At 47.0% G+C, this 22,160-nt stretch carries 22 protein-coding genes; 8 read left to right on the top strand and 14 right to left on the bottom strand.

Annotated features, from left to right (window positions below):
- Nucleotides 1-59: 59 nt before the first annotated feature.
- The 6 genes from RIH33_RS06970 to RIH33_RS06945 form a co-directional block, all read right to left on the bottom strand.
- Nucleotides 60-2,090 carry a LysM peptidoglycan-binding domain-containing protein gene (locus tag RIH33_RS06970; protein WP_406654363.1) on the bottom strand — a complete coding sequence of 677 codons (2,031 nt, stop codon included), beginning with the start codon at nucleotides 2,088-2,090 and terminating at the stop codon, nucleotides 60-62.
- Nucleotides 2,087-2,725 (bottom strand): O-methyltransferase, encoded by a 639-nt coding sequence (locus RIH33_RS06965; RefSeq protein WP_406654362.1) that lies wholly within the window; start codon nucleotides 2,723-2,725, stop codon nucleotides 2,087-2,089. The genes RIH33_RS06970 and RIH33_RS06965 overlap by 4 nt, the downstream gene beginning before the upstream one ends.
- 33 nt (nucleotides 2,726-2,758) lie before the next feature.
- Nucleotides 2,759-3,991 (bottom strand): M16 family metallopeptidase, encoded by a 1,233-nt coding sequence (locus RIH33_RS06960; RefSeq protein ID WP_406654360.1) that lies wholly within the window; start codon nucleotides 3,989-3,991, stop codon nucleotides 2,759-2,761.
- Nucleotides 3,992-4,070: 79 nt separating this feature from the next.
- Nucleotides 4,071-5,315, bottom strand: coding sequence for an RNA polymerase sigma factor (locus RIH33_RS06955; RefSeq protein ID WP_406654358.1), 1,245 nt, complete (start codon nucleotides 5,313-5,315; stop codon nucleotides 4,071-4,073).
- Between the two features lie 51 nt (nucleotides 5,316-5,366).
- Nucleotides 5,367-5,708 carry a YciI family protein gene (locus tag RIH33_RS06950; protein WP_406654357.1) on the bottom strand — a complete coding sequence of 114 codons (342 nt, stop codon included), beginning with the start codon at nucleotides 5,706-5,708 and terminating at the stop codon, nucleotides 5,367-5,369.
- A 304-nt stretch (nucleotides 5,709-6,012) separates the two neighbouring features.
- Nucleotides 6,013-7,392, bottom strand: coding sequence for a S8 family serine peptidase (locus RIH33_RS06945; RefSeq protein WP_406654355.1), 1,380 nt, complete (start codon nucleotides 7,390-7,392; stop codon nucleotides 6,013-6,015).
- Nucleotides 7,393-7,603: 211 nt separating this feature from the next.
- Here RIH33_RS06945 and RIH33_RS06940 point away from each other — a divergent pair, with 211 nt between their 5' ends.
- The 6 genes from RIH33_RS06940 to murA all read left to right on the top strand — a co-directional run bounded on the left by RIH33_RS06940 (nucleotide 7,604) and on the right by murA (nucleotide 13,895).
- Entirely contained in the window at nucleotides 7,604-9,409 is a 1,806-nt protein-coding gene (locus RIH33_RS06940) for a hypothetical protein (RefSeq protein ID WP_406654353.1), read from the top strand.
- 220 nt (nucleotides 9,410-9,629) lie between these two features.
- A complete protein-coding gene (locus tag RIH33_RS06935; protein WP_406654352.1) occupies nucleotides 9,630-10,931 on the top strand; it encodes an aminopeptidase P family protein in 1,302 nt (433 codons plus the stop codon).
- Nucleotides 10,931-11,371 carry a GNAT family N-acetyltransferase gene (locus tag RIH33_RS06930; protein ID WP_406654350.1) on the top strand — a complete coding sequence of 147 codons (441 nt, stop codon included), beginning with the start codon at nucleotides 10,931-10,933 and terminating at the stop codon, nucleotides 11,369-11,371. Before RIH33_RS06935 ends, RIH33_RS06930 begins: the two co-directional genes overlap by 1 nt.
- Nucleotides 11,368-11,784 (top strand): RidA family protein, encoded by a 417-nt coding sequence (locus RIH33_RS06925; RefSeq protein WP_406654349.1) that lies wholly within the window; start codon nucleotides 11,368-11,370, stop codon nucleotides 11,782-11,784. The genes RIH33_RS06930 and RIH33_RS06925 overlap by 4 nt, the downstream gene beginning before the upstream one ends.
- 116 nt (nucleotides 11,785-11,900) lie before the next feature.
- The gene (locus tag RIH33_RS06920; protein WP_406654347.1) at nucleotides 11,901-12,593 is read left to right on the top strand and encodes a DUF4290 domain-containing protein; all 693 of its coding nucleotides are present in this window, start codon (nucleotides 11,901-11,903) and stop codon (nucleotides 12,591-12,593) included.
- Entirely contained in the window at nucleotides 12,594-13,895 is a 1,302-nt protein-coding gene (gene murA, locus RIH33_RS06915) for a UDP-N-acetylglucosamine 1-carboxyvinyltransferase (RefSeq protein ID WP_406654346.1), read from the top strand.
- Between the two features lie 260 nt (nucleotides 13,896-14,155).
- Here murA and RIH33_RS06910 read toward each other — a convergent pair whose 3' ends face one another.
- Together RIH33_RS06910 and RIH33_RS06905 are read right to left on the bottom strand one after the other, a co-directional pair.
- A complete protein-coding gene (locus RIH33_RS06910) occupies nucleotides 14,156-14,932 on the bottom strand; it encodes an anti-sigma factor domain-containing protein (protein ID WP_406654345.1) in 777 nt (258 codons plus the stop codon).
- Entirely contained in the window at nucleotides 14,925-15,473 is a 549-nt protein-coding gene (locus RIH33_RS06905; protein WP_406654343.1) for an RNA polymerase sigma factor, read from the bottom strand. Before RIH33_RS06905 ends, RIH33_RS06910 begins: the two co-directional genes overlap by 8 nt.
- Nucleotides 15,474-15,524: 51 nt before the next feature.
- Between RIH33_RS06905 and RIH33_RS06900 the strand changes: the two genes are divergently transcribed.
- Complete coding sequence (locus RIH33_RS06900; protein WP_406654342.1) at nucleotides 15,525-16,571, top strand: glycoside hydrolase family 113; 1,047 nt, start codon at nucleotides 15,525-15,527, stop codon at nucleotides 16,569-16,571.
- Here the strand turns inward: RIH33_RS06900 and RIH33_RS06895 are convergent.
- The 6 genes from RIH33_RS06895 to RIH33_RS06870 form a co-directional block, all read right to left on the bottom strand.
- A complete protein-coding gene (locus RIH33_RS06895) occupies nucleotides 16,552-17,544 on the bottom strand; it encodes a beta galactosidase jelly roll domain-containing protein (protein WP_406654340.1) in 993 nt (330 codons plus the stop codon). The two genes, RIH33_RS06900 and RIH33_RS06895, sit on opposite strands and share 20 nt — an antisense overlap.
- Before the next feature lie 146 nt (nucleotides 17,545-17,690).
- Nucleotides 17,691-18,263: a hypothetical protein gene (locus tag RIH33_RS06890; protein WP_406654338.1), complete on the bottom strand. Its 573-nt coding sequence runs from the start codon at nucleotides 18,261-18,263 to the stop codon at nucleotides 17,691-17,693.
- A 242-nt stretch (nucleotides 18,264-18,505) separates the two neighbouring features.
- On the bottom strand, nucleotides 18,506-19,093 hold the full coding sequence (locus RIH33_RS06885) for a superoxide dismutase family protein (RefSeq protein ID WP_406654337.1): 588 nt from the start codon (nucleotides 19,091-19,093) through the stop codon (nucleotides 18,506-18,508).
- Nucleotides 19,086-19,433 carry a hypothetical protein gene (locus tag RIH33_RS06880; RefSeq protein ID WP_406654336.1) on the bottom strand — a complete coding sequence of 116 codons (348 nt, stop codon included), beginning with the start codon at nucleotides 19,431-19,433 and terminating at the stop codon, nucleotides 19,086-19,088. The genes RIH33_RS06885 and RIH33_RS06880 overlap by 8 nt, the downstream gene beginning before the upstream one ends.
- A 98-nt stretch (nucleotides 19,434-19,531) precedes the next feature.
- Nucleotides 19,532-20,230 (bottom strand): response regulator transcription factor, encoded by a 699-nt coding sequence (locus RIH33_RS06875; RefSeq protein ID WP_406654334.1) that lies wholly within the window; start codon nucleotides 20,228-20,230, stop codon nucleotides 19,532-19,534.
- Nucleotides 20,208-21,773 (bottom strand): sensor histidine kinase, encoded by a 1,566-nt coding sequence (locus tag RIH33_RS06870; protein WP_406654333.1) that lies wholly within the window; start codon nucleotides 21,771-21,773, stop codon nucleotides 20,208-20,210. Before RIH33_RS06870 ends, RIH33_RS06875 begins: the two co-directional genes overlap by 23 nt.
- 95 nt (nucleotides 21,774-21,868) lie before the next feature.
- Between RIH33_RS06870 and RIH33_RS06865 the strand changes: the two genes are divergently transcribed.
- Nucleotides 21,869-22,159, top strand: a complete 291-nt coding sequence (locus tag RIH33_RS06865) for a hypothetical protein (RefSeq protein ID WP_406654331.1) — start codon at nucleotides 21,869-21,871, stop codon at nucleotides 22,157-22,159.
- The last annotated feature ends 1 nt before the right edge of the window (nucleotide 22,160 follow it).

The following is a 22,160-nucleotide window of genomic DNA, read 5'->3' as shown; positions in this document are numbered from 1 at the left end:
GGTTCTAAGGGCGGTTGTCAATAATTACAGGGATCGGTGTAGGCAATTATAATAATAATCTACCTTTTCTTCACCTTCAATTCATCACCAACGGAAATAGCTGTGGAGTTCATTTGATTCAGCTCCATGAGCTCTTGTACGGTCATGTCATAGGTTTTGGCAATTTTATAAAGACTATCCCCGCCTTTGACAATGTGGGTGGTGTGAGGATCGGATGGTTCATCCTCTTTTTCAAGTGGCTTGATTAATAATTTTTGACCAGGATTAATGGTGCTTTCTGCTGTGAGTCCATTCCAGCTTCTGACCTCCTCCACGGTCAGGTTATATTTTCTGGAAATCCCCCACAGGGACTCTCCGGGTTCCACTTCATGAAAATCCGCGGTAGGTTTTGATTCGGGTACTGCTGCGGGCTTTTCTTCTGTCACTGGTGACTTTTTTTCACGCACGGCGTTGTAGATGAGTAGTTCCTGTCCCGTACTTAAAGGCAGCCCCTGATTTAAATTGTTCCAGGAGTTAATGTCGTTGACGGAGACTTCATAAAGTCTGGAAATTCCCCAAAGCGTTTCACCTGCCTGCACCACATGGATGAGGCGATCACCAGAAGGTGGGGTAGATGTATGAGGCTTGTTTATTGGGGTTTCGGCCTCCTTCGCAACAATCTTTTCCTCCACCTCGGGTTTTTCATCCGGTTCCACGAGTGCAGGCTCTATCTTTTCGGCCGGAGGATTTTCTTTCACTTGCTCTTTGACCACCACTGGCCTGGGCTTTACCTTTTGAATGGGTTCGGGTTTTCTTACCTCATGGTATTCCACCGGAGTATGCTGCGACCTGGTTTTTCTGAGCCAGATGAGCCTGCCGGGTTTCACACTGTCAGCCATACCCATTCTGTTTTTTTGAGCAAGTTTTTTGAGTTTCACGCCATATTTTTGAGAGATGTCCCAAAGAGACTCCCCGTACTGGGCCACATGAAACCTGATGGCCGACCGATTTCGCTTGCTACTTACATAGTATATCTCCCCTGATCGTACCTCTTCGCCAGGGTTCAGATCATTGTTCTTGATGAGCTGGGTGCTACTGATCCCGCATTTCAGCGCCAGACTCACGACATTATCCTCTGCCCCGGCCATCACTGCTTCCAGTCCATTGATCTTGATGAATATGGCCTTTTGGTTTTTGGTAATATCTGAGGCAATCTGATCAGGGTATTTGACAGGTTCCACAGCCTCAATAGACCGGGTCAGGGGCCTTTCGTTTTCTTTATCAAAGCCTTTCGGAGCTTTACCTTTGAAAGGGATGATGACGGTATACACTTTGTCATCCGGGATTTTGCCATGGGCCAACCACTTGTTGTAATCTGCCACTGTGGTGTGATCGGCTTTGAATTCATGAGCGATCTGCTCCAGGGTTTTGCCGGCTCCCTTATCGTGCTCCAGAAGGCGGAGTCCCTCACTGTGAGGATCGCCCACTTCATCCTGAAAGGCAATGACATGTGCAATGAAGCGGAGCACATACCAGTGTGTCTTGCTGGTAATGGTGAGCTTGTCCGATCCGAAATTTTCCTTGTCTACATATTTTTTGGCACCGGCAGCTCCGGCCTGGTAGGCACTTACTGCGTATATCCAGTTTTTGAAATAAAAATTGTTACGCTTGAAGTATTTAGCTGCTCCGCGTGTTGCTGAAACGATGTTTTTGCGTTCGTCGATCTTTGAGTCAACCCTCAGCCCCACTTCACGTGCCGTGAAATCTTTGAATTGCCAGTACCCCACAGCATCTGCCGATGATACAGCATCAGAAATCAGGGCACTTTCCTGAATGGAGAGGTATTTGATTTCATCCGGCACCCCTTCTTCTTTCAATACCCGCTCTATGATAGGGAAATACAGATTGACCCGATCCAGTTTGATCTGAAAATACTTTTCACTGGCCCTCAGGGCGTTCACATCCTTTTGGATCTCCTCTCGGGCATCGGCAGTGAGTTTGAGCTTTATGCCAGCTATTTCTATGCTGGCCGGCACCACCGGCACCCCACCTATATGACCAAATGAAAATGTATGAATAAAAAGAAACAGTCCTAAAAGTACAACCCTCATATTTTCCTTAATACCATTAAGCCATCTCTGATGGGAAATAATACGTTTTCCACCCCCGGGTGATCATGCACCATCTGGTTAAACGCTTTGATGGAGGCAGTGGCTTTGTCCTTTTGGTCATCGGTAGTCACCTTGCCACTCCAGAGCACATTGTCTATGATCATAAACCCTCCTGAACGAAGCTGAGGAAGGATCAATTCAAAATATTCGGGGTACGTCTCTTTATTGGCATCTACAAAAACCATATCCCAGGTATAACTCAGTGTGGGAATGATTTCTTGTGCATCACCAATATGAAAATCAATTTGCTGATCATAAGGAGATTCCGCAAAGTACGCCTGGGTGAGGTTGGCCAGTTCCTCATTTACTTCTATGGTCACCAGTTTTCCATCGGGCTGCATGCCCTCTGCCATACAAAGTGCCGAGTACCCTGTGTAGGTACCGATCTCCAAAATATACCTGGGCCGAATCATATGCGTGAGCATGGCCAGCACCCGGCCCTGCAAATGGCCAGAGAGCATCCTGGGCTTTAGGATATTGAGATGTGTTTCCCGATTGATGCGACGAAGCAGCTCAGTCTCTGGGCTGGTGTGCGATTCTACATACTTTTGGAGTTCGGTTGGCAGAAAATCCATGGAGTAAAATTAAGAGATTTTCGGCGTGCAAACCTATTCAGGCAAATAAGTTAATTGACTCATTTTGTCTGTTTGAAAATTTTCCCGGGCCAGGTCCAGCAATTGACCGGCAGTGGTTTGGTCTATTTTTTTGAAAAGTTCATTGATATCCGGTACCCTGCTCAGGTCGAGGATACTTTTGGCCATCATCAGCATCATGGAGTTGTTATTTTCTTCAGACATGGCAAGCTGGCCCTTGATTTGTTGTTTGGCTTTGTGTAGCTGCAGATGACCCATTGGTCGTTTTTTCAGGAGTTCAAGCTCCTTTTCCACCAGCCGCAAACTCTTTTTTAGGTTTTTGGGGTCGGTGGCAAAGTAAATCCCAAGTTGCCCTGTTTCATAGTATGGGGTGTAGCTGGCCTCTACTCCATACACAAACCCATGCTTTTCTCTTAGCGACATATTGAGGCGGGAGTTCATGCTGGGGCCGCCCAAAATATTGATCAGAAGAAAAAAAGAAATCCTCCGCTCGTCCAATAGCCCGTATGAAGTGCTTCCCATAGCCACATGTGCCTGAGAGATGGGTTTCTTTACCGTTTCTATCAGCGGACGGTACCCATCGAAAAAATTTCTTTTCGGGGTATGATTTTTATGTGGCACAGCCACCAGGTATTTTTCTGCCAGCCGCTGGAGCTTTTTAGCTGAGTAATTACCTACGCTTGAAAGGATAATTTTTTCAGTGTTGAGGTTTCTACTCAGAAAAGCAAGGAAATCCTTTTGTGTGAAGGAGTTTACGGTATCCTGGGTGCCGAGAATATTTTTTCCAAGGGGGTGGTCTTTGAAGATCAGTTCATCAAAATCGTCCTGTATGGCATCTTCGGGAGTATCCAGGTACATGGACATTTCCTCCAGAATGACCATGCGCTCGCGCTCAATCTGCGCTGCGGGGAAGGTGGAGTTGAAAGTGATGTCTGCCAGAAGCTCTACCGCTTTGTCCAGGTGATTGTCCAGCAGGGAGGCATAGAAGCAAATTTTTTCACGGGTGGTGTAGGCATTGAGTTCTCCACCCAAGGAGTCCAGACGGTTGATGATGTGAAATGATTTCCTCTTTTTGGTGCCTTTAAAAGCCATATGCTCCCAGAAGTGAGCAATCCCCTGCTCATTTTCCTCCTCATCGCGGCTGCCTATGTCCAGCATGATGCCCACATGCGCAATCCTCGTGTTGGTGATTTGCTTGTGGATTATTCTGATGCCGTTTGACAGCTCTATCATTTCGTGCTCCTCCATAGGGGCGCAAATTTACTACCGATTTATGTACTTGTGGTATAATGTGGTAACATAGTCTCCCGGAGGAAGATGGCGTGACTCAGGAAGTTGGGAGGGCAGCCAATTTGCGGTTAAGAAAGGCTTTTTCTTTGTCATTTTCTGCCTTTTCTATGGCCTCTTGCAGGGCAGTTTTGGCGTTCTGCCAATCTGCCAGTTGGCAGTAAATCTCTGCCCGGGTGGCTGCCAGCAGGTGATTGCGGATGAGCAGAGGCTCATCTTCCAGTTTGGAGAGCTCTGACAGAGCTGCTCCCGGGCCGTGAGTCATCGCCACGGGGATGATGCGATAAAGCGCAATGAGTGGGTTGGGCTTGAGCGAATACAGAAGGTTGTACATGGTAAGTATTCCCGGCCAGTCCGTCTGTTCATAGGATCTGGCATTGACATGAATGCCGCTGATGGCGGCCTGAATAAAGTATTCGTTGTGATAGCCCTCTGGTATGGTATTCAGGTAGCGATTGCCCAGCTCGATGTGTCTGGCGTCCCATTTGGATCGATCCTGAAACTCCAGCGAGATGGCCTCCCCTGCCTCATCGGTACGAGCGTCGAATCGGGCCACGTGATAATGCATCAGGGCCATATGAGCCCGGGTCCATTCGTTGTTGGTTTCGGGTTTGTCCAAAAGGATGTGATTAAGCCTCATGGCCTCTTCGCAGAGTTCTTTGCGGATCAGCTGGTTACCCTCTGTGCATTTGTACCCTTCATTGAAAAGGAGATAAAGGACTTTTAAAACTACGGCCAGCCGATTTTGAATCTCACCTCCGGTAGGGATTTCCAGCGTTGGGTTTTCTTCTTTGAATTTCTTTTTGGCTCGTGTGTAGGCCTTGGCAATGGTTTCTTCTTTTTTCAAGAGGGCTGCGGCGATCTCCCGAATGGAGAGCCCGCCAAGGATTTTCAGTGTGAGGATCAACTGATGTTCGGTGCTCATTGCCGGATTGCAGCAGGCAAAGATCATTTTTACCATCTCGTCATTGAAGAGCTCTTCTGAAATGACCGGGGGAGCTTCGGACGTTTCTGGTAATTGAGTGGCGTAGTATACTTTCTGCTGGCGGCGGAGCTGGTCTATAAGTTTATTGTTGGCTACCCTGATGATCCAGCCAGTGGGGTTGTCGGGGATCTTGCCAAAGGGCCAGGACTGCATGGCTTTCATGAGGGCATCCTGCACGGCATCTTCTGCAGCGCTCAGGTGACCAGGGCCGAATTTACCCGTGAGATAAGCTACGGCTTTCCCAAACTCATTGCGAAATAGGTGATCGATGACCTGCGTGGCTTGCTGCTTTTCTGCCATGGGATAAAAATAGAACACCCCATCATCGTTTGGGGTGTTCCTTGAAACTATTTACATCTCTACCGCTTCACGCACCTCCAGAGATCCCCCAAACTCGAATATCGGGCAATCTTTGGATAGCTCCACGGCATGCTCCAGGTCTTTGGCTTCCACCAGTACATAACCTCCCACAAGCTCTTTGCCTTCCATAAATGGACCGTCGGTGATGGTTTCTCCTCCATTGTAGACCACCTTTCCCTCGGCCTGAAGTGGGAGGCCGGGTACAGGTTGGTCGTTTTGACTTACCTTGAGCATCCATTCGCCCCATCGGGCCATGTGAGCCTGCATTTGCTCTGGTGATTGCCGGGCATATTCCTCATCACCCCCTCTGAATAAATACAAGAATTGTTTCATAACGTTAAAATTGGTTAGATAAAATTTAAACTCTTTGCCCTTTTGACGAACACTTTGGCCACAAATGGACATGAGCACTGAATTTTTTTTAACAGTCGGTAGAAATACCTAAAGCACATTACCGAAAAATGGAGAGGTTGATCATCTTCAGGGTCATCTAATATTGTAATGCCAACAGACGGTTGGCGTTTTCCTCTCCAGTAATCACAATAGCGGTTTTGTTTGGAGAATTCTAGTTTACCTAAAAGCAAAAATCGGAAGGGCGAAATGGAAATCATATTGGCGCAGCCCTTCCGGTTTAGCTTTATTCCCAAAAAATCTCTATTACCTCTTTACCCATCAGCAGGCTGGTTTGTCGGGCACCTTCTATCCTTTTTATTTTCACTTTGTTTCCCACAGGTCGATACACCACTCTGGCCATCACATTTCTCTCATCCTTTTTGTGAAAGGCCACCAGATACTTGGTGTCAAAATCACGGGTAAGCTTGTAGCTTTCTTTTGATGTTTTGACCTTTTGTGGCCTCACCATGGTCTGACCATCCATCACCTTAATGATGTTCGGGCAGGTGGGCACTCCATACCCAAGGTAATTGTTGGGGTATGGATAGAAGTTACCTGCTTCCTTCAGTAGATCAATGATTTCGAGATTGGTGAGGGTGGGGTCCATTTGCCAGATGCATGCCACAAGACCAGTAACGATGGGCGTGGAGTAGGAGGTACCCAGCGTAGAATACACCGAAATGTCAGGTTTCACAAAATCTGTATAATCAGGGCCTATGCTACTGTAGTCCATCTTGTCCCAGATGTCAAACTTGCTGGCTCCCACTGTGAGTGCATGCGGGGCATCTCCGGGAGTCGACAGGGTTTGCCAGGCATCCCGGGCTTCATTGCCGGCAGCCACTACGATCAGCATCCCCTTCTGTGTGGCCGCTATTTCTACCGCCCGGGCGATTGCTGTGGTTTGACCATCCATCTGGTTGGGCTTGTAATTTTCAGAAGCGTCTGTGTAGCCCAGGTTGTACCCGAGCGAAACATTGACCAGCCGGATGCCTTGTTGCTCCATTTCTTCCAGTGCCAGTATGAAGAGGTCTTCCTCTATTCTTTTTTCGTAGGCACCATGATCCGTCCGGGCGAGGTAATACTCAGCCTCCGTGGCCAGTCCGTACAGGATGTTCTTTTCCTTGTCAAATCCACCAATAAGCTGCCAGACCTCTGTGCCGTGGTTGTCGTCCAGCCCAATGGCTCCACCATAAGGTTCCATTTCGGGGGTGATATAGTCTTTGTAGGATTTTACCAGTCCCTTTTCAAAAAGATGCCTTAGCGTAGGGTCTTTGTTTGCCTTCAAAAATCCCCCATCAATGATTCCAATTTTCACACCTTGACCGGTGAGGCCCATTTCCAGAAAATAATTCGCCTGAATTTGCTCCAGAGCAAAGCCCAGGATAGGGTCTTTGTGGACGAGTGAAGCGGGGGCAAAAGTGAGCATGGGGGTGAGGGATCCTCCTGCTGCGGTTACGGCTGATCGCTGATCTTCAGTCAGTGCGTAGGTACAGGCGCCCAGCCATTCTGAACATCTGTCCGGCTCCGGGAGTGTCACATTGAGTTTAACCAGAGCAGTAGGGTCAAGCCAGTATTTCTGCTGGGCGTTAGCACTCCGGCCAGCGAAAAGCAGTAAAAAAAACACACATAAACCAATCAGGCGAGTCATCTTCAATAATACGGAATAGCTGCCAATAAAGCTCTATAAGTGAAGATTGAGCCCGGAGTGAATGGCGAAGACATCACTAGTTAATTGTGTTTTTTTCAGAAAATATTGGATTTAGTAAATCCAGGGGCACCTGTGGGTTCGTAGGTGGGGCATCGTATAAGAATTCATCCAATATAAATTATTCAAAATGAAACGTACTAAAAGACTATTCAATCACAGTTCATTGTTACTCCTGGCAGGAGCATTTTTGTTCGCTGCTTGCGGGGAAGATGACACTAAAGACATGGAACCGGAAGAGCAAATGCCCACGGGCATGCTGACGGTTTCCAGTCAGACCATTTCTCAGAATACCATCATGGTTTCTAATGTTAATTTTGACAGTAAGGGCTGGGTGGTAGTACATGCCAGCAATGAAGATGGCACACCTGTGGTGCCCGGTATCATATCAGAGCCACTACTTGTAGAGGCAGGATCGCAGAATGATCTGGAGGTCACCCTTACGGAGGTAGATGATCTGCAGGATGGAGACAAGCTATGGGTAATGCTTCATACAGATGATGGCATTGAAGGAACCTATGAGTTTGATGGAGCCAATGGTTTTGACGGACCCATCCTTTCTGAAGGAAGCATAGTGATGACAGATATTACTGTGTCTGCTCCTGGTATCACAGCTTCTAATCAGGTGGTGAGTGAAAACTGGGTAACTGTAGGAGAAGTCAAAGCTGCCGTAGATGGTTGGTTGGTTATTCATGCAGACAATGGCAGTGGTGCACCCGGACCAGTATTGGGTCAGACCATGGTTTCGGCTGGTGTCAACAGTGATGTTGCCATTGATTTGGGTGACGCAGTGTTTGCCGGTGGCGAAATGCTTTTCCCAATGCTTCATGTCGAAAGTCCTGCTGATGGGATGTATGGTTTTCCTGAAAATGGTGATGGACCTGAGGTGTTTGCCAACGAGGTAGTGGTAGTAGGTTTTGAGACGCTGGCCCCAACTGGCAGCATTTCAGCATTGAATCAGGTTGTTCAGGGCAATATGATTATGGCCAGTGAGCTGACGCTCAATGCCACAGGTTGGGTAGTGGTGCATGCCAGCAATGCCACCAAAGATGGCCCGGAAGTACCGGGGATTATTTCTACGCCTGTACAACTCCAGGCCGGAACGAATACAGATGTGGCTATCGAACTGAACAGTGATTATGCCCTGAGTGCCGGAGATGTGATTTACATTATGCTCCATACGGAGAACGGAATCGTAGGTGAATATGAGTTTGATGGAGCCAATGGCTTTGATGGGCCTATCACCACCGCTCCTATTACATTGGAGGCTCCTTCCGGTTCGTTTATGGCCAGTAATCAGGTGGTGTCTCAAAACACGCTGATAGTAGAAAGCATCACCGTGGGGCAACCCTCCTGGGTAGTTGTTCATAGAGACAATGGTGCAGGATCGTTTGTAGCACCTGGTATTATTTCAAATCCGGTGGCCATCGACGCAGGCACCACCGAAAATGTGGCCATCACATTCAAAGATGATGAACCCCTTGCAGACGGTGAAACCCTCTGGGTCATGCTGCACAATGAAAGCGGAACCATAGGCGCGTACGAATTTGACGGAGCCAATGGTTTTGACCTTCCGATCACCTTTAGTGCCATTGATATAGAAGCTCCATCCGTCATGGTGTCAGACCAGGTGGTTGCTAACAATATGGTGACAATAGCCGAAGTGAAAGCCGGGGTAGATGGTTGGATTGTGATCCACGAAGACAATGGCAGCGGAGCACCGGGTCCGGTACTCGGCCAGACATTTGTGTCTGCCGGAAGTACGAGTGATGTAATGGTAGACCTGGGTAATGCTACAGTGGCTGCAGGTGATAAACTGTTCCCGATGCTGCATATAGAAAGCCCTGCCGATGGAGAATATGGATTTCCTGATAATGGAGATGGGCCTGAAGTGTTTAATTCAGACGTGGTAGTGGTGTCATTTACTGCCCTCTAAAGATTAGGTTGGTTTAGGATTACGTCAGTGAAAACGGATCACATTTTTGTGGTTCGTTTTTTTTTATACACTTCGGTGTAAGCTGCCTGAGCCGAAAAAGAAATACTAACTTTAGGGCTGAAGAGCGGCACCGGTTTTTGAGCGTATGGCTCACACCCCAGATCTCAGTTATAAAGTGCCTCCTTTGGTAACAACAGACTTTGATTATAAAGAAAAACCCATGAGATACGGCCAAATAGATCATCAGCTTTTTATTGAGAACAGGAAGAGACTTGTTTCAAGGCTGAAACCACATTCTGTGGTGATTATCCACTCCAATGACATCATGCCTACCAATGCAGATGGCACCATGAGTTTTAAACAAAACTCAGACCTCTTTTACCTCACAGGCGTGGACCAGGAAGAGTCTATCTGTATCCTGGCTCCGGATTTTCCGGATGAAAAAATGCGGGAACTCCTCTTTCTGAGAGAGACCAGTGAGGAAATTGCCATATGGGAGGGGCATAAACTGACGAAAGAAGAGGGGCAGGAGATTTCAGGCATTCAAAACATCAAATGGAATCAGGATTTTGAGAAAATACTTTACACCATTCTTGCCGAGACTGAGCATATCTATTTACCCACTAATGAACACATCAGAAACGCCTCACTTGTAGAGACGGCCAATGACCGTTTTATCAAGCAGTGCATGTCCAGATTTCCACTTTATAAGTATGAGCGTCTGGCTCCCATTACCTATGATCTTCGTACCATCAAGTCTGGGATTGAGACGAAGCTGATAGAACATGCCTGTCACATTACCGAGCAGGGATTCAGAAGGATTTTGGAAACGGTGAGCCCCGGAGTGTGGGAGTACGAAGTAGAGGCCGAGTATGCCCATGTGTTTCTTTCTAACCGTTCGCGGGGGTTTGCTTACACGCCGATCATTGCCGGAGGGGGGAATGCTTGTGTGCTTCATTACGTTGAAAATAACCAGCAGTTGAAAGATGGAGACCTTATGCTGATGGATGTGGGGGCTGAGTACGCCAACTATAACGCAGACATGACACGTACCATTCCGGTGAATGGGCGCTTTACCAAAAGGCAGCGGCAGGTGTATGACGCAGTACTCAGGGTGAAAAATCAGGCCACTGACCTGCTCACTCCGGGTAGCGCCATTCCCGAGTACCATAAGGCTGTGGGTGCCCTGATGGAGGAAGAGTTGATAGAGCTTGGGCTGATAGATAAGGTCGACGTAAAGAATCAAAATCCGGACTGGCCGGCGTATAAAAAGTATTTCATGCATGGCACCTCTCACCATCTGGGGTTGGATGTACATGATGTGGCGTCTATCTATAAGAAATTTGAACCGGGTATGGTCTTTACGGTGGAGCCCGGGATCTATATCCGGGAGGAAGGTATCGGCATCAGATTGGAGGATAATATTCTAATTACCGAAAACGGGCATAAAAACCTGATGCGAAACATTCCGATACATGCAGAGGAGATAGAGGATTTGATGAATGAAAGTCGAAAGAGCTGATGCAGGTCGTGGTACGTTCTGGTACGATAGAGGAGGCCATTCAGATTCAGGAGCAGATTCCTGAGTTCGAAAATGGATATACTGCGGCAGAATATACCAACAGGCTTTTGGGAGGTGAATCGGTCATTCTGATCGCAGAGATAGCCGGGAAACTGGCGGGGTTCAAAGTGGGGTATGACCGGTTTTTGGATGGAAAGGTTTTCTATAGCTGGATGGGCGGCGTGGTACCGGTGTTTCGGGGGCAGGGTGTTGCTAAGATCCTGCTTCAGAAAATGGAGGTGTGGTGTAAGCTGAAGGGGTATAAATCCTTAAAGTTCAAAACACGCAACAGCCACCGATCCATGATTCATTTTGCCATTCACCAGGGTTTTGATGTGGTGGACTTTGAACCACAGCCAAATCCTGAGGATTCTAAAATCTATTTTTTAAAAGAGTTATGAGCATTTATCAATCAGACAAGGCACCCGAGCCCGTAGGGCTGTATCCGCATGCTCGCAGAGCTGGTAACCTGCTGTTTTTATCCGGTGTAGGCCCCAGGGAAAGGGGCAAGAAGGAAATTCCGGGAGTTACCCTTAATGAGCAGGGTGAAATTGTGGCGTATGACATAGAAGCCCAGTGTCATTCTGTGTTCAAAAATGTGAAGGACATCCTGGAGGCATCCGGTGCCGGATGGCGACATCTGGTGGATGTTACGGTTTTTCTTACCAATATGAAGGAGGATTTTGGTACCTTTAACCGAATTTACGCGGAGTACTTTGAAGAGGTGCAACCCTGCCGCACTACGGTGGAGGTAAACGCCCTGCCTACGCCGATAGCCATAGAGCTAAAGTGTGTGGCGGCACTGGACTTCTGAAAACTTGCATTTTTTTCCTTTTTTATCCCTGTTGGCTGCCAAAGCTGCATGAATTATCCCCTGCATGTGCGGCCTAATGTTGGATTTACTTTAGTTTTGAGCAAAATCAAAAATCAATGAGTTTAGAATACAATACCCAGCGTCCTCATCTTACTTTGAGAGAGTACGGCCGAAACGTGCAGAACCTGGTGAAGCATCTTAAAGCGACCGACGATAAGGAAAAACGTAACAAATATGCGGCGTTGATTGTGGAGTTAATGAAAATGATCAACCCGGAGTTTAGCAAAGATGCCAGCGAATACACGCAGAAGGTATGGGATGATCTATTCATCATATCTAAGTTTGATCTGGATGTGGAAAGCCCTTTTCCGATTCCTGAGTCGACCATCCTGGATCGTAAGCCGGATCGCATGCGTTATCAGGCGAACGAGATCAAGTTTCGCCACTACGGCAGAAATATTGAGATCCTCATCAGCAACGCCATCGCCCTGGAAGATCCCGAAGAAAAGGAAGCGGCCATCGTGGCCATTGGCAAACTCATGAAGTCTTTCTACCTGACCTGGAACAGAGACAATATTGAGGATGAGCAGGTGCTGAAAAACATCAAACAATTGTCTAAAGATCAGTTGGATATCGATATCGAAAAGGTGAAAGCTAATGGGCTTTTCGATAGTAGCGAGCGCAAAGAGCGGTCATTTGATAACAACAGAGGTCAGCACCAGGGCCAGAACCAAAACAGAAACCGCAACAGCAATAACAAGGGCGGTAAAAGAAATTTCTCCAACAAACGCAGAAGAAACAACAACTAAATGGCTTCATTTCGAGTGAAGGGAGGCAATCGCCTCAAAGGGAGCATCGTGCCACAAGGAGCCAAAAACGAAGCCCTCCAGATTATTTCAGCTGTACTTCTCACTTCTGAGCCGGTACATATTCATAAGATTCCCAACATCCGGGATGTCATCAAACTCATAGATTTGCTGGCTGACCTGGGCGTGCAGATAGAAAAGACTGACGAAGAGTCCTATCGGTTTACGGCTAAAGAGGTGAATCTCAAGTTTTTGGATACCGAAGATTTTAAGGAAAAGGCGTCCTCTCTCCGGGGGTCTATTATGATCCTGGGTCCATTGCTGGCCAGGTACGGTACCGGTAAGATGCCAAGACCGGGAGGAGATAAAATAGGACGAAGAAGGCTCGATACCCATTTTGTGGGCTTTCAGAAACTGGGAGCCCAGTTTGATTATGACTCAAAAAACTCGTTTTATACAGTAAGTGGGAAACTCACGGGAGCCTATATGCACCTGGATGAGGCATCTGTCACCGGTACGGCCAATATCATCATGGCTGCCGTACTGGCAGAGGGACTTACCACCATTTACAATGCCGCATGTGAGCCCTACATTCAGCAGCTTTGCAATATGCTGGTGCGTATGGGTGCCAGGATTGAAGGGATAGGAAGCAACCTCCTGAAAATTGAAGGTGTAGAATCTCTGGGTGGTACGGACCACACCATGCTTCCGGACATGATTGAGATAGGTAGTTTTATTGGTTTGGCTGCTATGACCAGGTCAGAAATCACCATCAAGGATGCCAGAATCGATATGTTGGGGATTATCCCTGACACATTCAGAAGACTGGGTGTCAAACTTGAATTCAGAGGGGATGATATCTTTGTGCCTGCTCAGGAACATTACGAGATAGAGTCTTTTATAGACGGGTCTATCCTGACCATTGCGGATGCCATATGGCCCGGATTTACGCCGGATCTGCTCAGCATTGTACTGGTGACCGCTACACAGGCCAAAGGCACCGTGTTGATTCATCAGAAAATGTTCGAAAGCCGACTCTTTTTCGTTGATAAATTGATCGATATGGGTGCTCAGATTATCCTTTGTGACCCACACAGGGCCACGGTAATTGGGCTGGACCGGGCGTTTGACCTCAAGGGTATTAGCATGACCTCACCTGATATCAGAGCGGGGGTATCATTGTTGATTGCTGCGCTGTCTGCAGATGGTACATCCACTATCCACAATGTGGAGCAGATAGACAGAGGCTATCAGTTTATTGATAAGCGCCTGAAGGCACTTGGCGCTGATATTGAGCGTTTCTAAAAAACATCAAGGTAAAAAAAACGCCGTGAGTCCCCTCACGGCGTAAATCAACCAGCTTTAAGAAGTTTCTGAACAGAAACTGAAGTACTTACGTAAGTCGTATGGTAGCTGGATTTTGTTAGAGGATATAATATTGAATTTTTTTTGTAGGAAGGGATCTACTTTTGGCTCCCATCACGGAAGAATTAAATCTGAAGGGGAAAAAAATACCCCGAATGGTCCATTCAGGGTATTTTGATTTTAACTTTTATTACCGATGATCAGGACTCTCCATATACCTGCATGGTAGAGAGGGTAGGGCTTTCAGCTCCGCCAGACTGCTCGATGGTCACGGCAAAGGCATCTGCTTTGGCTATGTTTTTCATGATCTGGAAGGTGCCATCTGAGGCGTCAAATACCCCTGCATCCACCGGTACTCCATCTATCAGCGCCCATAGTTGATACTGCTGGTTTTGAGGTAGCTGGGCCAGGTTGGCCGAATTCAGATAGACTTCCTCATCCGTAGGGTTCCAGTAGATGACCGCTTTCGCATCAGCAGCATTAGCTGTGCCGTTCAGGATAATCCGGCTAAATTCCGGGCTGACCAGTACTGCCAGGTCTCCACGAATACCTGTGAGTTCCTGATTCACCCGCTGATAGCTTTCTGCCATTTCTATATTGCGGGCTGTGAGCAGCGCGAGGCGACTGTCTGTATCTTTCCACTGAGTCCAAAAATAAAAAGCCGAAAGGGCAGAGATGAGGGCCACGGTGATGCTTGCCGCCATCAGGTATCTGGATCCACCACCGCTTTCGCCAGGGCTATGCATGTTCATGATCACGGATTCATGTTGCATCACAAACTTCTTCACCGATGGCGAGGGAGCAATGGAATGGTGAAATGCCACCAGTTCCAGGGTTTTTTGCAGGTCGAAATACTCGCGTTTGACCTGCTGATCCGACCGGATATACGCTTCTACCTCCTGTGCTTCACCTTCGCTTAACTCGCCGGTGATGTAGGCTGCCAGGTATCCGTCCGATAAAATTTCTTGCTTATTCAAAATCTTTACTCAGTTTTAATTTAATGTCTTTCAAACAGTTTCTAAGCCTGGTCTTTACAGTTCCCAGGGCCATATCTTCATTCTTTGAGATTTCCGCATGGGAGTACCCCATGAAGAAGTTCAACTGAATGAGCTTCTTGCACATCTCGCCTATTTCACTTAAAACTGCTGATAACCCAATGTAATCCTCCTCAGAGTTTGACGAAGATTCAAACATATCTACGAACCCCGTGATATCATCAGATTTATCGGCGGTCTTAAAATCTTTGGATCGGCGAGCATCAATGGCCCTGTTTCTGGCAATGCGGTACATCCAGGTGAATAAGGTACCCTTGCTGGCATCGTAGCTTTCTATTTGATTCCAGATTTTGATGAAGACATCATGCAGGGTCTCCTCGGCGATTTCGGTGTGGTGGAGCGTGCGATAAATGATCCCGTAGAGTGCATCTGAGTAATGTTCGTAGAGATAGTCCATGGCTGTCACATCCTTGTTTTTCAGACGCTTTACCAGTAGAGTGTTGAAGTCGATACTTTTGGTCAAAATTTTAAATTAAATTAACGTTTAAGTTATCAAAACTCAGATTCAATCTTAATGTTCCGAAAGGTTTTTGTTTCTCTCCTGATATTGCTGATCGCCTTGAGCGGATTGATGGTACTGAGTCCAGGTGAAACCGAGGAGACATTATCCCCAAGAATTAATGGGGTGAGCCTGGTGAATCCGCATTTTGTGGTGGATTCAGTACAAATGAACACAGTGCGACGGGTAAATGGAGACTGGGTAGCGGTGATACCCTTCGGCTTTAGCCGTGACAATGAGCCTGAGGTGCATTTCAATCATGAACGACAATGGTGGGGAGAGCGCCTGGAGGGTGCTGAGGAGCTCATACGGCTGGCCCATGGCTGTGGTCTCAAAGTAATGTTGAAGCCGCATGTCTGGCAGCGAGGTAGCTGGATTGGAGATTTTGACCTGGATAGTGAGGAGAAATGGAAAGTTTGGGAAGCGCATTATAGCGCGTATATCATGGCATATGCACGGCTGGCGGAGAAAATGCAGGTGGAGCTATTTTGTATCGCTACTGAGTATAAAGTGGCGGTGGTGAAGCGACCCGCATATTGGAGTAACCTTATTAAAGAAATTAAAAGGGAGTATCACGGACCGCTCACCTATGCGGCCAATTGGGATAATTATGAAAATGTCCCGTTTTGGGATCAAATGGATTATATCGGGGTGGATGCCTACTTCCCGCTGGTGCATGAGGAGGACCCGGATGTGGCCACCATCAAAAGGGCATGGGAGCCATTGGCTAGTAAGCTACGCTCGTTTGGGGCTATCTACAATAAGCCAATCCTATTTGCGGAATACGGATACCAAAGTGCCAATGGATCGGTGGGTAATCACTGGGAGGTTTCACAATCAGCTGATCAGGTGAATATGGAGCTACAGGCGCGTGCTTACGAAGCGCTTTATGGAGTTTTTTGGAATGAGCCCTGGTTTGCCGGTGGCTTTTTCTGGAAATGGCATTTTGATGAACAACGCCATGGAGGGCCTCAGGACTTATCTTTTACTCCGCAGGGCAAACCAGCTGAAGCTGTGATTACCAGGTGGTATGGCTCCAATGTTAGTAATCCCGTGCGTTGAGTAACTGGCGGTAGCTGGAGAAAGGCACTATGCCCAGGGGCCCTTCGTATATCCCTGCATTTCCTCCCATGTCACTTACCCTCACGGAAAGAACATTTTTACCCTTCTTGTTCAGTAGCTTGTTGGGGATGGGGTATACCCTGTACTGGTGCCATGAGTCAGAGAGCCCGAAAGGTTTTCCGTCGTTGGTGGAGCCTATGAGTACACCGTTTAGATACGTGTGGTCAAAGTCGTCTATTTTGCCCAGTACCAGAACGAGTTTGGATTCCTCCTGAAGCTGCGGAGGCAGTACAAATTCTTTTTTGTACCAGATCACCCCTTCCAGACGTGAGTGTTTCATGCTCTTCCAGAACCCGGGCACCATCATGTATTCCCAGTCGCTGATATCATAGTCGTTTTCTTTCCACCGCACGTTGTCTCCCTCGCGAAACCGCCATGGTCCTTCGAGTAAGAGCGTTTTCTCCGGCTCGTTTCTGTTGGTGTAAATTCCCACATCGCCTTTGATGATGCCGCCATCCAGTACTGTGTCGTATACCCTCACAGCGATGACATTTTTTCCGTCTTTATTGAGGAGCTCCGGGGGAATTCGGTAACGTCTGAAGGACTGGTAAGCCGTATAAAACCTGGGCGGGAACGAACCCGAAAAACCAATCATTTCACCATTGAGGAACACCTGGTCTACATCATCTATGTAACCCAGTACCAGATACAGGTTACTCTCGGATAGCCCGTGCAGGTCCAGGGTGATCCGGTACCAGGCGTAGCCATCAAATCCGCTAAATCCTTCATTTTCCCAGGGAGATGGCACGAAAATTTTCTCCCAGTTGCGATCATCAAAATCGGGACTGGACCACCTTGGATTATCTCCAATGGTAAAGCGCCATTCCCCGCGCAGATCCACCACTCTCCGAAGATCATCGGAGATGCCAACGAGTGGTAAGAGGATAATGAGGAGTGATATAAGGGATTTCATTTGATTTATATAATGGATAATCAATTATACTGCCTTTAGGATTATTGGTGGTCATCTGGCTGTAAATGATTGTCACTGGTTGTCATAAAAAACAAAAACCTTCCTGAATCAGGAAGGCATTTGTAATAGTATAAAGAAGTATATTTTTAATCTACAGAGACAATTCTTGTAGAGTTATGGTCTGTGAGCTCAAATACGAAGTTTTGAGAATCAAATTTGGATAGATCATACACTCGCGAAAAGTTTTTCATATCCTGATACCGCTCCTTGTACAGTACCTCCTCATTGGAGTTGTAAATGGTCAGGAGCAATGGGAGCTTTTCGTTTTGTTCTACAGACAGTTCGTATTTTTTGTTTTCCAGTGCTTTTACTGAAAGGGTGCTGCTTTCTTTTTCAGGTTGTAGCTCTATTTTTTCACTGATGACGCCATACTGATCAGTGAGCTCAAAATAGTAAGTTCCATTCTCGAGTTTTGAGAGATCGTATGGCTTCATGAAGCCACCTTCATTCTTCACCCGATCTGTGTGGATCAGCTTACCTTCGTTATCTCTAAGTCTTATTTTGACTACCGGAGATTCACTGTTTACATACAATACTTTGAATATGTCACTCTTGCTGGCAATTACTCTTGCCCTGTTTTCATTGGTGCCATCCCCGGCTGCAAAGGCTACACTCATAACTGTTAGGAGTACGGCTGCTGACATTGTTAGTTTTTTCATGATTTTGGAGTTTTGACCTGTTGGTTCGATTGTTCTTGTTTTACAATACAATCATACGGGCGAATCCAGCCAGGTTTGTCACTCTTCAGTCAACGATTGTCACGAAATGTCACCGTTTTGTATATATATGTTCAGTAAAAGTAGATAAACGTTGCGAAAATTGAATATGGTATCGTTTGTTTTTTATTAATCTGCATATTTCCCTGTTGAAAAGGAATAAAAGGGGATAGAGGGGTGGACCGTCAGTCCAGAGTGATGATTCCACAGGCCACTTTGGCGTTTGGGTGCGTGTGGTTATGGGTGTGTGAAGGGTCGCACTCAGTGATAAAATCCTGATAAGCCTCATGGATGACAATGGACAGCCCCAGTACGTCCCGATGATCCTGACTACCGAGTCTCCAGAGGTCTGTCTTGATGGTGAAAAAACCGGAACCATCGTAACCCACGCTCACATTACCCACATCTCCAGCCATGGGCTTGGCCCAGGGGATGCCCATGCTGGTTTCATTACAGAAGCGGGTGGTCATGGGCTCACCAAGGTTCCAGTGCATGGCTGGCATTTCACAGCCACCCTGATGCAGGTGTACGGCATGAATGGTGTTGGGAGGAAAGTGCTCCAGCGATACAGTGATGGTTACCACACTGTCGTGCTGGACTAAGCTGGCTTTCCCATATGGCGCTTCGCCTATCAGGTAGGTAGAGTCAGTGACTGAGTGCATGCCATACAAAAACGCAGTTGCGGTAGTTTCCGGCTCATCCGGTGTATGTGTATCTTCTTTGCAACTGATGAACAGCAAAAGCAAGGTGATGAGCGGGATGAATTTAATCATCGTCATCCGAGGGCTCGTCATCCGAGATATAGTCGCTCATGTAGCTTACATCCGAGTATTTGCTCTCATAGTCATCCTTGATCTCGTCCTTCAGGTTGCCATCGTCATCAAAATCCTCATCGTCTTCAATGATGGCTTTGGCTTCTGCCACGGTCATACGCACCATGTAATACCTGTCGTCGGTTTCAAACGGCAAAGCCGACACCTTCTTACCGTCCTTGTTGTAGAAATGAATCAAAGAGTCATAAAACCCATAAGGGTAGGCAAGCTTGATCTGCTCCTGCAGATTCTCATCTAACTTTTCAAAATCTTTAATTACACGTGGTTTAGAAGGTTGCATTGTTCGAATTTTGGTCGAAAGGTAATAGACGTTTTATAAAATCAAAAGTTCCCTACTTCAACATTTTTGTTTTTTTGTAAAATAGGCCTCCTTCCATCTCAAATAAGCATTTTGTAACCTGCTCCATGCACGGTCAGAATGTGTTTGGGATCATTGGGGTTGAGTTCTGTTTTTTGCCTCAGCTTCAAAATAAAATTATCCACCGTACGCGTAGTGGGCTGGGTGTCATAGCCCCAGACATCCTCCAGAAGCTGGTATCTGCTTACAATCTCATTTTTGTGCTGATAAAGATATAGCAGTACCTCAAATTCCTTATGTGACATTTTCACTTTGCCCTGTGTGCTATGCTGAGCTTCATAGTGGGTGAAGTCCACCGTGAGACAACCGATCTGCAACTGCTCAGGCAATGCTTCTTTCTCCGGGATTGTCGCACCTGGTGCCCGGCGCAAAACCGCTTTTACCCTGGCGATTAATTCCCGGACACTGAAAGGTTTGGTGATGTAATCATCTGCACCCAGTTCCAGACCCAGCACTTTGTCTATTTCTTCACCCTTGGCAGTCAAAAATATGATTGGAGTGGTTACACCGTTTTTTCTGGCGGTCTTGCACACGTCAAAACCAGACATTTTGGGCATCATCACATCCAGCAGGATAAGATCAAACGTGTCTCCATCCAGGTGGTTCAATGCTTCCTGGCCATCCCTGGCCAATGCCACCTCAAATTGTTCATACTCCAGATTGTCCTTCAGGCCAATTCTGAGGTTGGGTTCGTCCTCAACTACTAATATTTTCGCCATGATTTTCAAGATAAAATACTAATCTAAACGTACTGCCTTTGCCGGGTGCACTCTCTACTTCAATGTCTCCCTGGTGCGCATCCATGATGTGGCTGACCAGTGCCAGCCCAAGCCCGGCACCCTGTGTGGTGTACACGTTGCCGTCCGTTACCCGGTAAAACTTCTCAAAGATCTGCTTCACTTTGTCCGCGGCTATTCCAATGCCCCGATCCTCCACCTCTAAATACACCGCCTGTCCCTTTTGTCCGGTTCTGAATACCAGGGTTTTTTCCTGGTCACTGTATTTGATGGCATTGTCCACCAGATTGACCATTGCCTCATAGAGGCCTTCCCGATCCACCAGAGGATGCGGAAGTAGCTCGGTGAGCTCACAACTATACGTAAATCCGTTCTTTTCGATGTGATAGGCATAGTCATGGATGACCTCCCGAAGCAGTTCATTGATGTCGGTACGGGTGGGTGTATAGATGCGTTTGTTGGCTTCTATCTGTGAGAAATTCAGAATCTTATTGACGATGTTGGTGAGGCGGTTGGTCTCCTTCAGGATAATTTCTTCGTATTCTTTACGCTTTTCTGGACTAGGTACCCGATCCAAAAACAATGTTTCGGCAAACATACTGATGAGCGAAAGGGGTGTTCTGAGCTCGTGTGAAACATTTGAGACAAAATCAGATTTGGTCTGAGCCAGATTCATTTCTCTTCTGAAGTTTCTGACCACCAGGGTGAAGCCAAAGATGAGCAGTGTGATGAGCAGGAGAGAGGAGCCCAGGTTATAGTACATGCGCTCCTCCACCAGCTGCTTGACCGTTTTGCTGCTGGAGCTAATTCCCACTTCCAGGTCAGGAAATAACCACATGGTTTTCCTTAAGATCACTTCATTGGAAAGGGAGTCTGTCAGATATACGAGCTGGTTGGTGGCTGCATAGCTCAAGGTAATGACCAACTCGCCCTCTGCTATTTGCTGGAGTTTTGGTGCAAGCACATTATTGGCGAATCCTTCGATGCTCAGCAGGCCAGTGAAGTGGATCTCACCCATTTTGGTATCCAGTATTGCTCTGATGATTTGTAGGTTTTCGCCATCCAGTGTGATGGTACCCCTGGGTTCTATTTTGCGATAGCCTCCGGCCTTGTACCTGAGGAGCTGCTCGCTCAGTTCAGGGTTGGCCGCCAGGAGGGAGTCTTGCAGTGCCAGCCAGTTTCTTCGTTTGAGCCGATCATTTAGTACCACCGCACTGGCCTGAGAGGAATCTGCCGCTTTGAAGAGTAAAACCTTAAAATTGCTGAATGCCAGGAAAGGCTCGGCTGCTGAGAGGGTGAGTGAGTCGCTCAGATTGTCTTCCAGCTTATTGAGAATACTGCTGAGATTGTCGTCAGAAAACTGATTCACAGAGAATATAATGGCATTGAGCTGGTCGTGGTATACTTTTTCAATGACCTCTTCATCTTCGGTGATGGATGAGATTTCATATACGGTGTACATGATGATAGGCAGCAGAATGGTGCCAATGACAGTGATGATGAGCCTGTTTGCAGCGGATTTCATGGGGTCTAAAGTGCCTAAGATATAAATGTATAACTCAATGGTTGGAAATAATTGCCCTTATCTTTAATTTCCTTAACGAACCAGATAACAAACCAATGGCAAACGACACTAAAGGACAAGTAGAGAAAATATTAGCCGAACTCGGCAAAAAGATTGATCAGCTCATTGTGGAAACCAAAAGTGCCAGTGGTGATGTGCGTGAGGATGTGGAGAAAAAAATCAAGGAGCTGAAGAAGAAAAAAGAGAAGTTGGAGGAGGATTTTGAGAGCTACAAAGGGAAGAATGAAGGCAAATGGCAGGATGCCAAGTCTCATTTGTCCAGCGCCGTTCAGGAATTGAAAAAAGCCATTGAGGCGATGTTCAAGGACAACTCCGCCAAGAAGTAGT

This window comes from Marinoscillum sp., from assembly GCF_040222955.1.
Lineage (GTDB): Bacteria > Bacteroidota > Bacteroidia > Cytophagales > Cyclobacteriaceae > Marinoscillum.
Note: the sequence above shows the minus strand (reverse complement) of the source record. Positions and strands in the feature narration are given on the sequence as shown.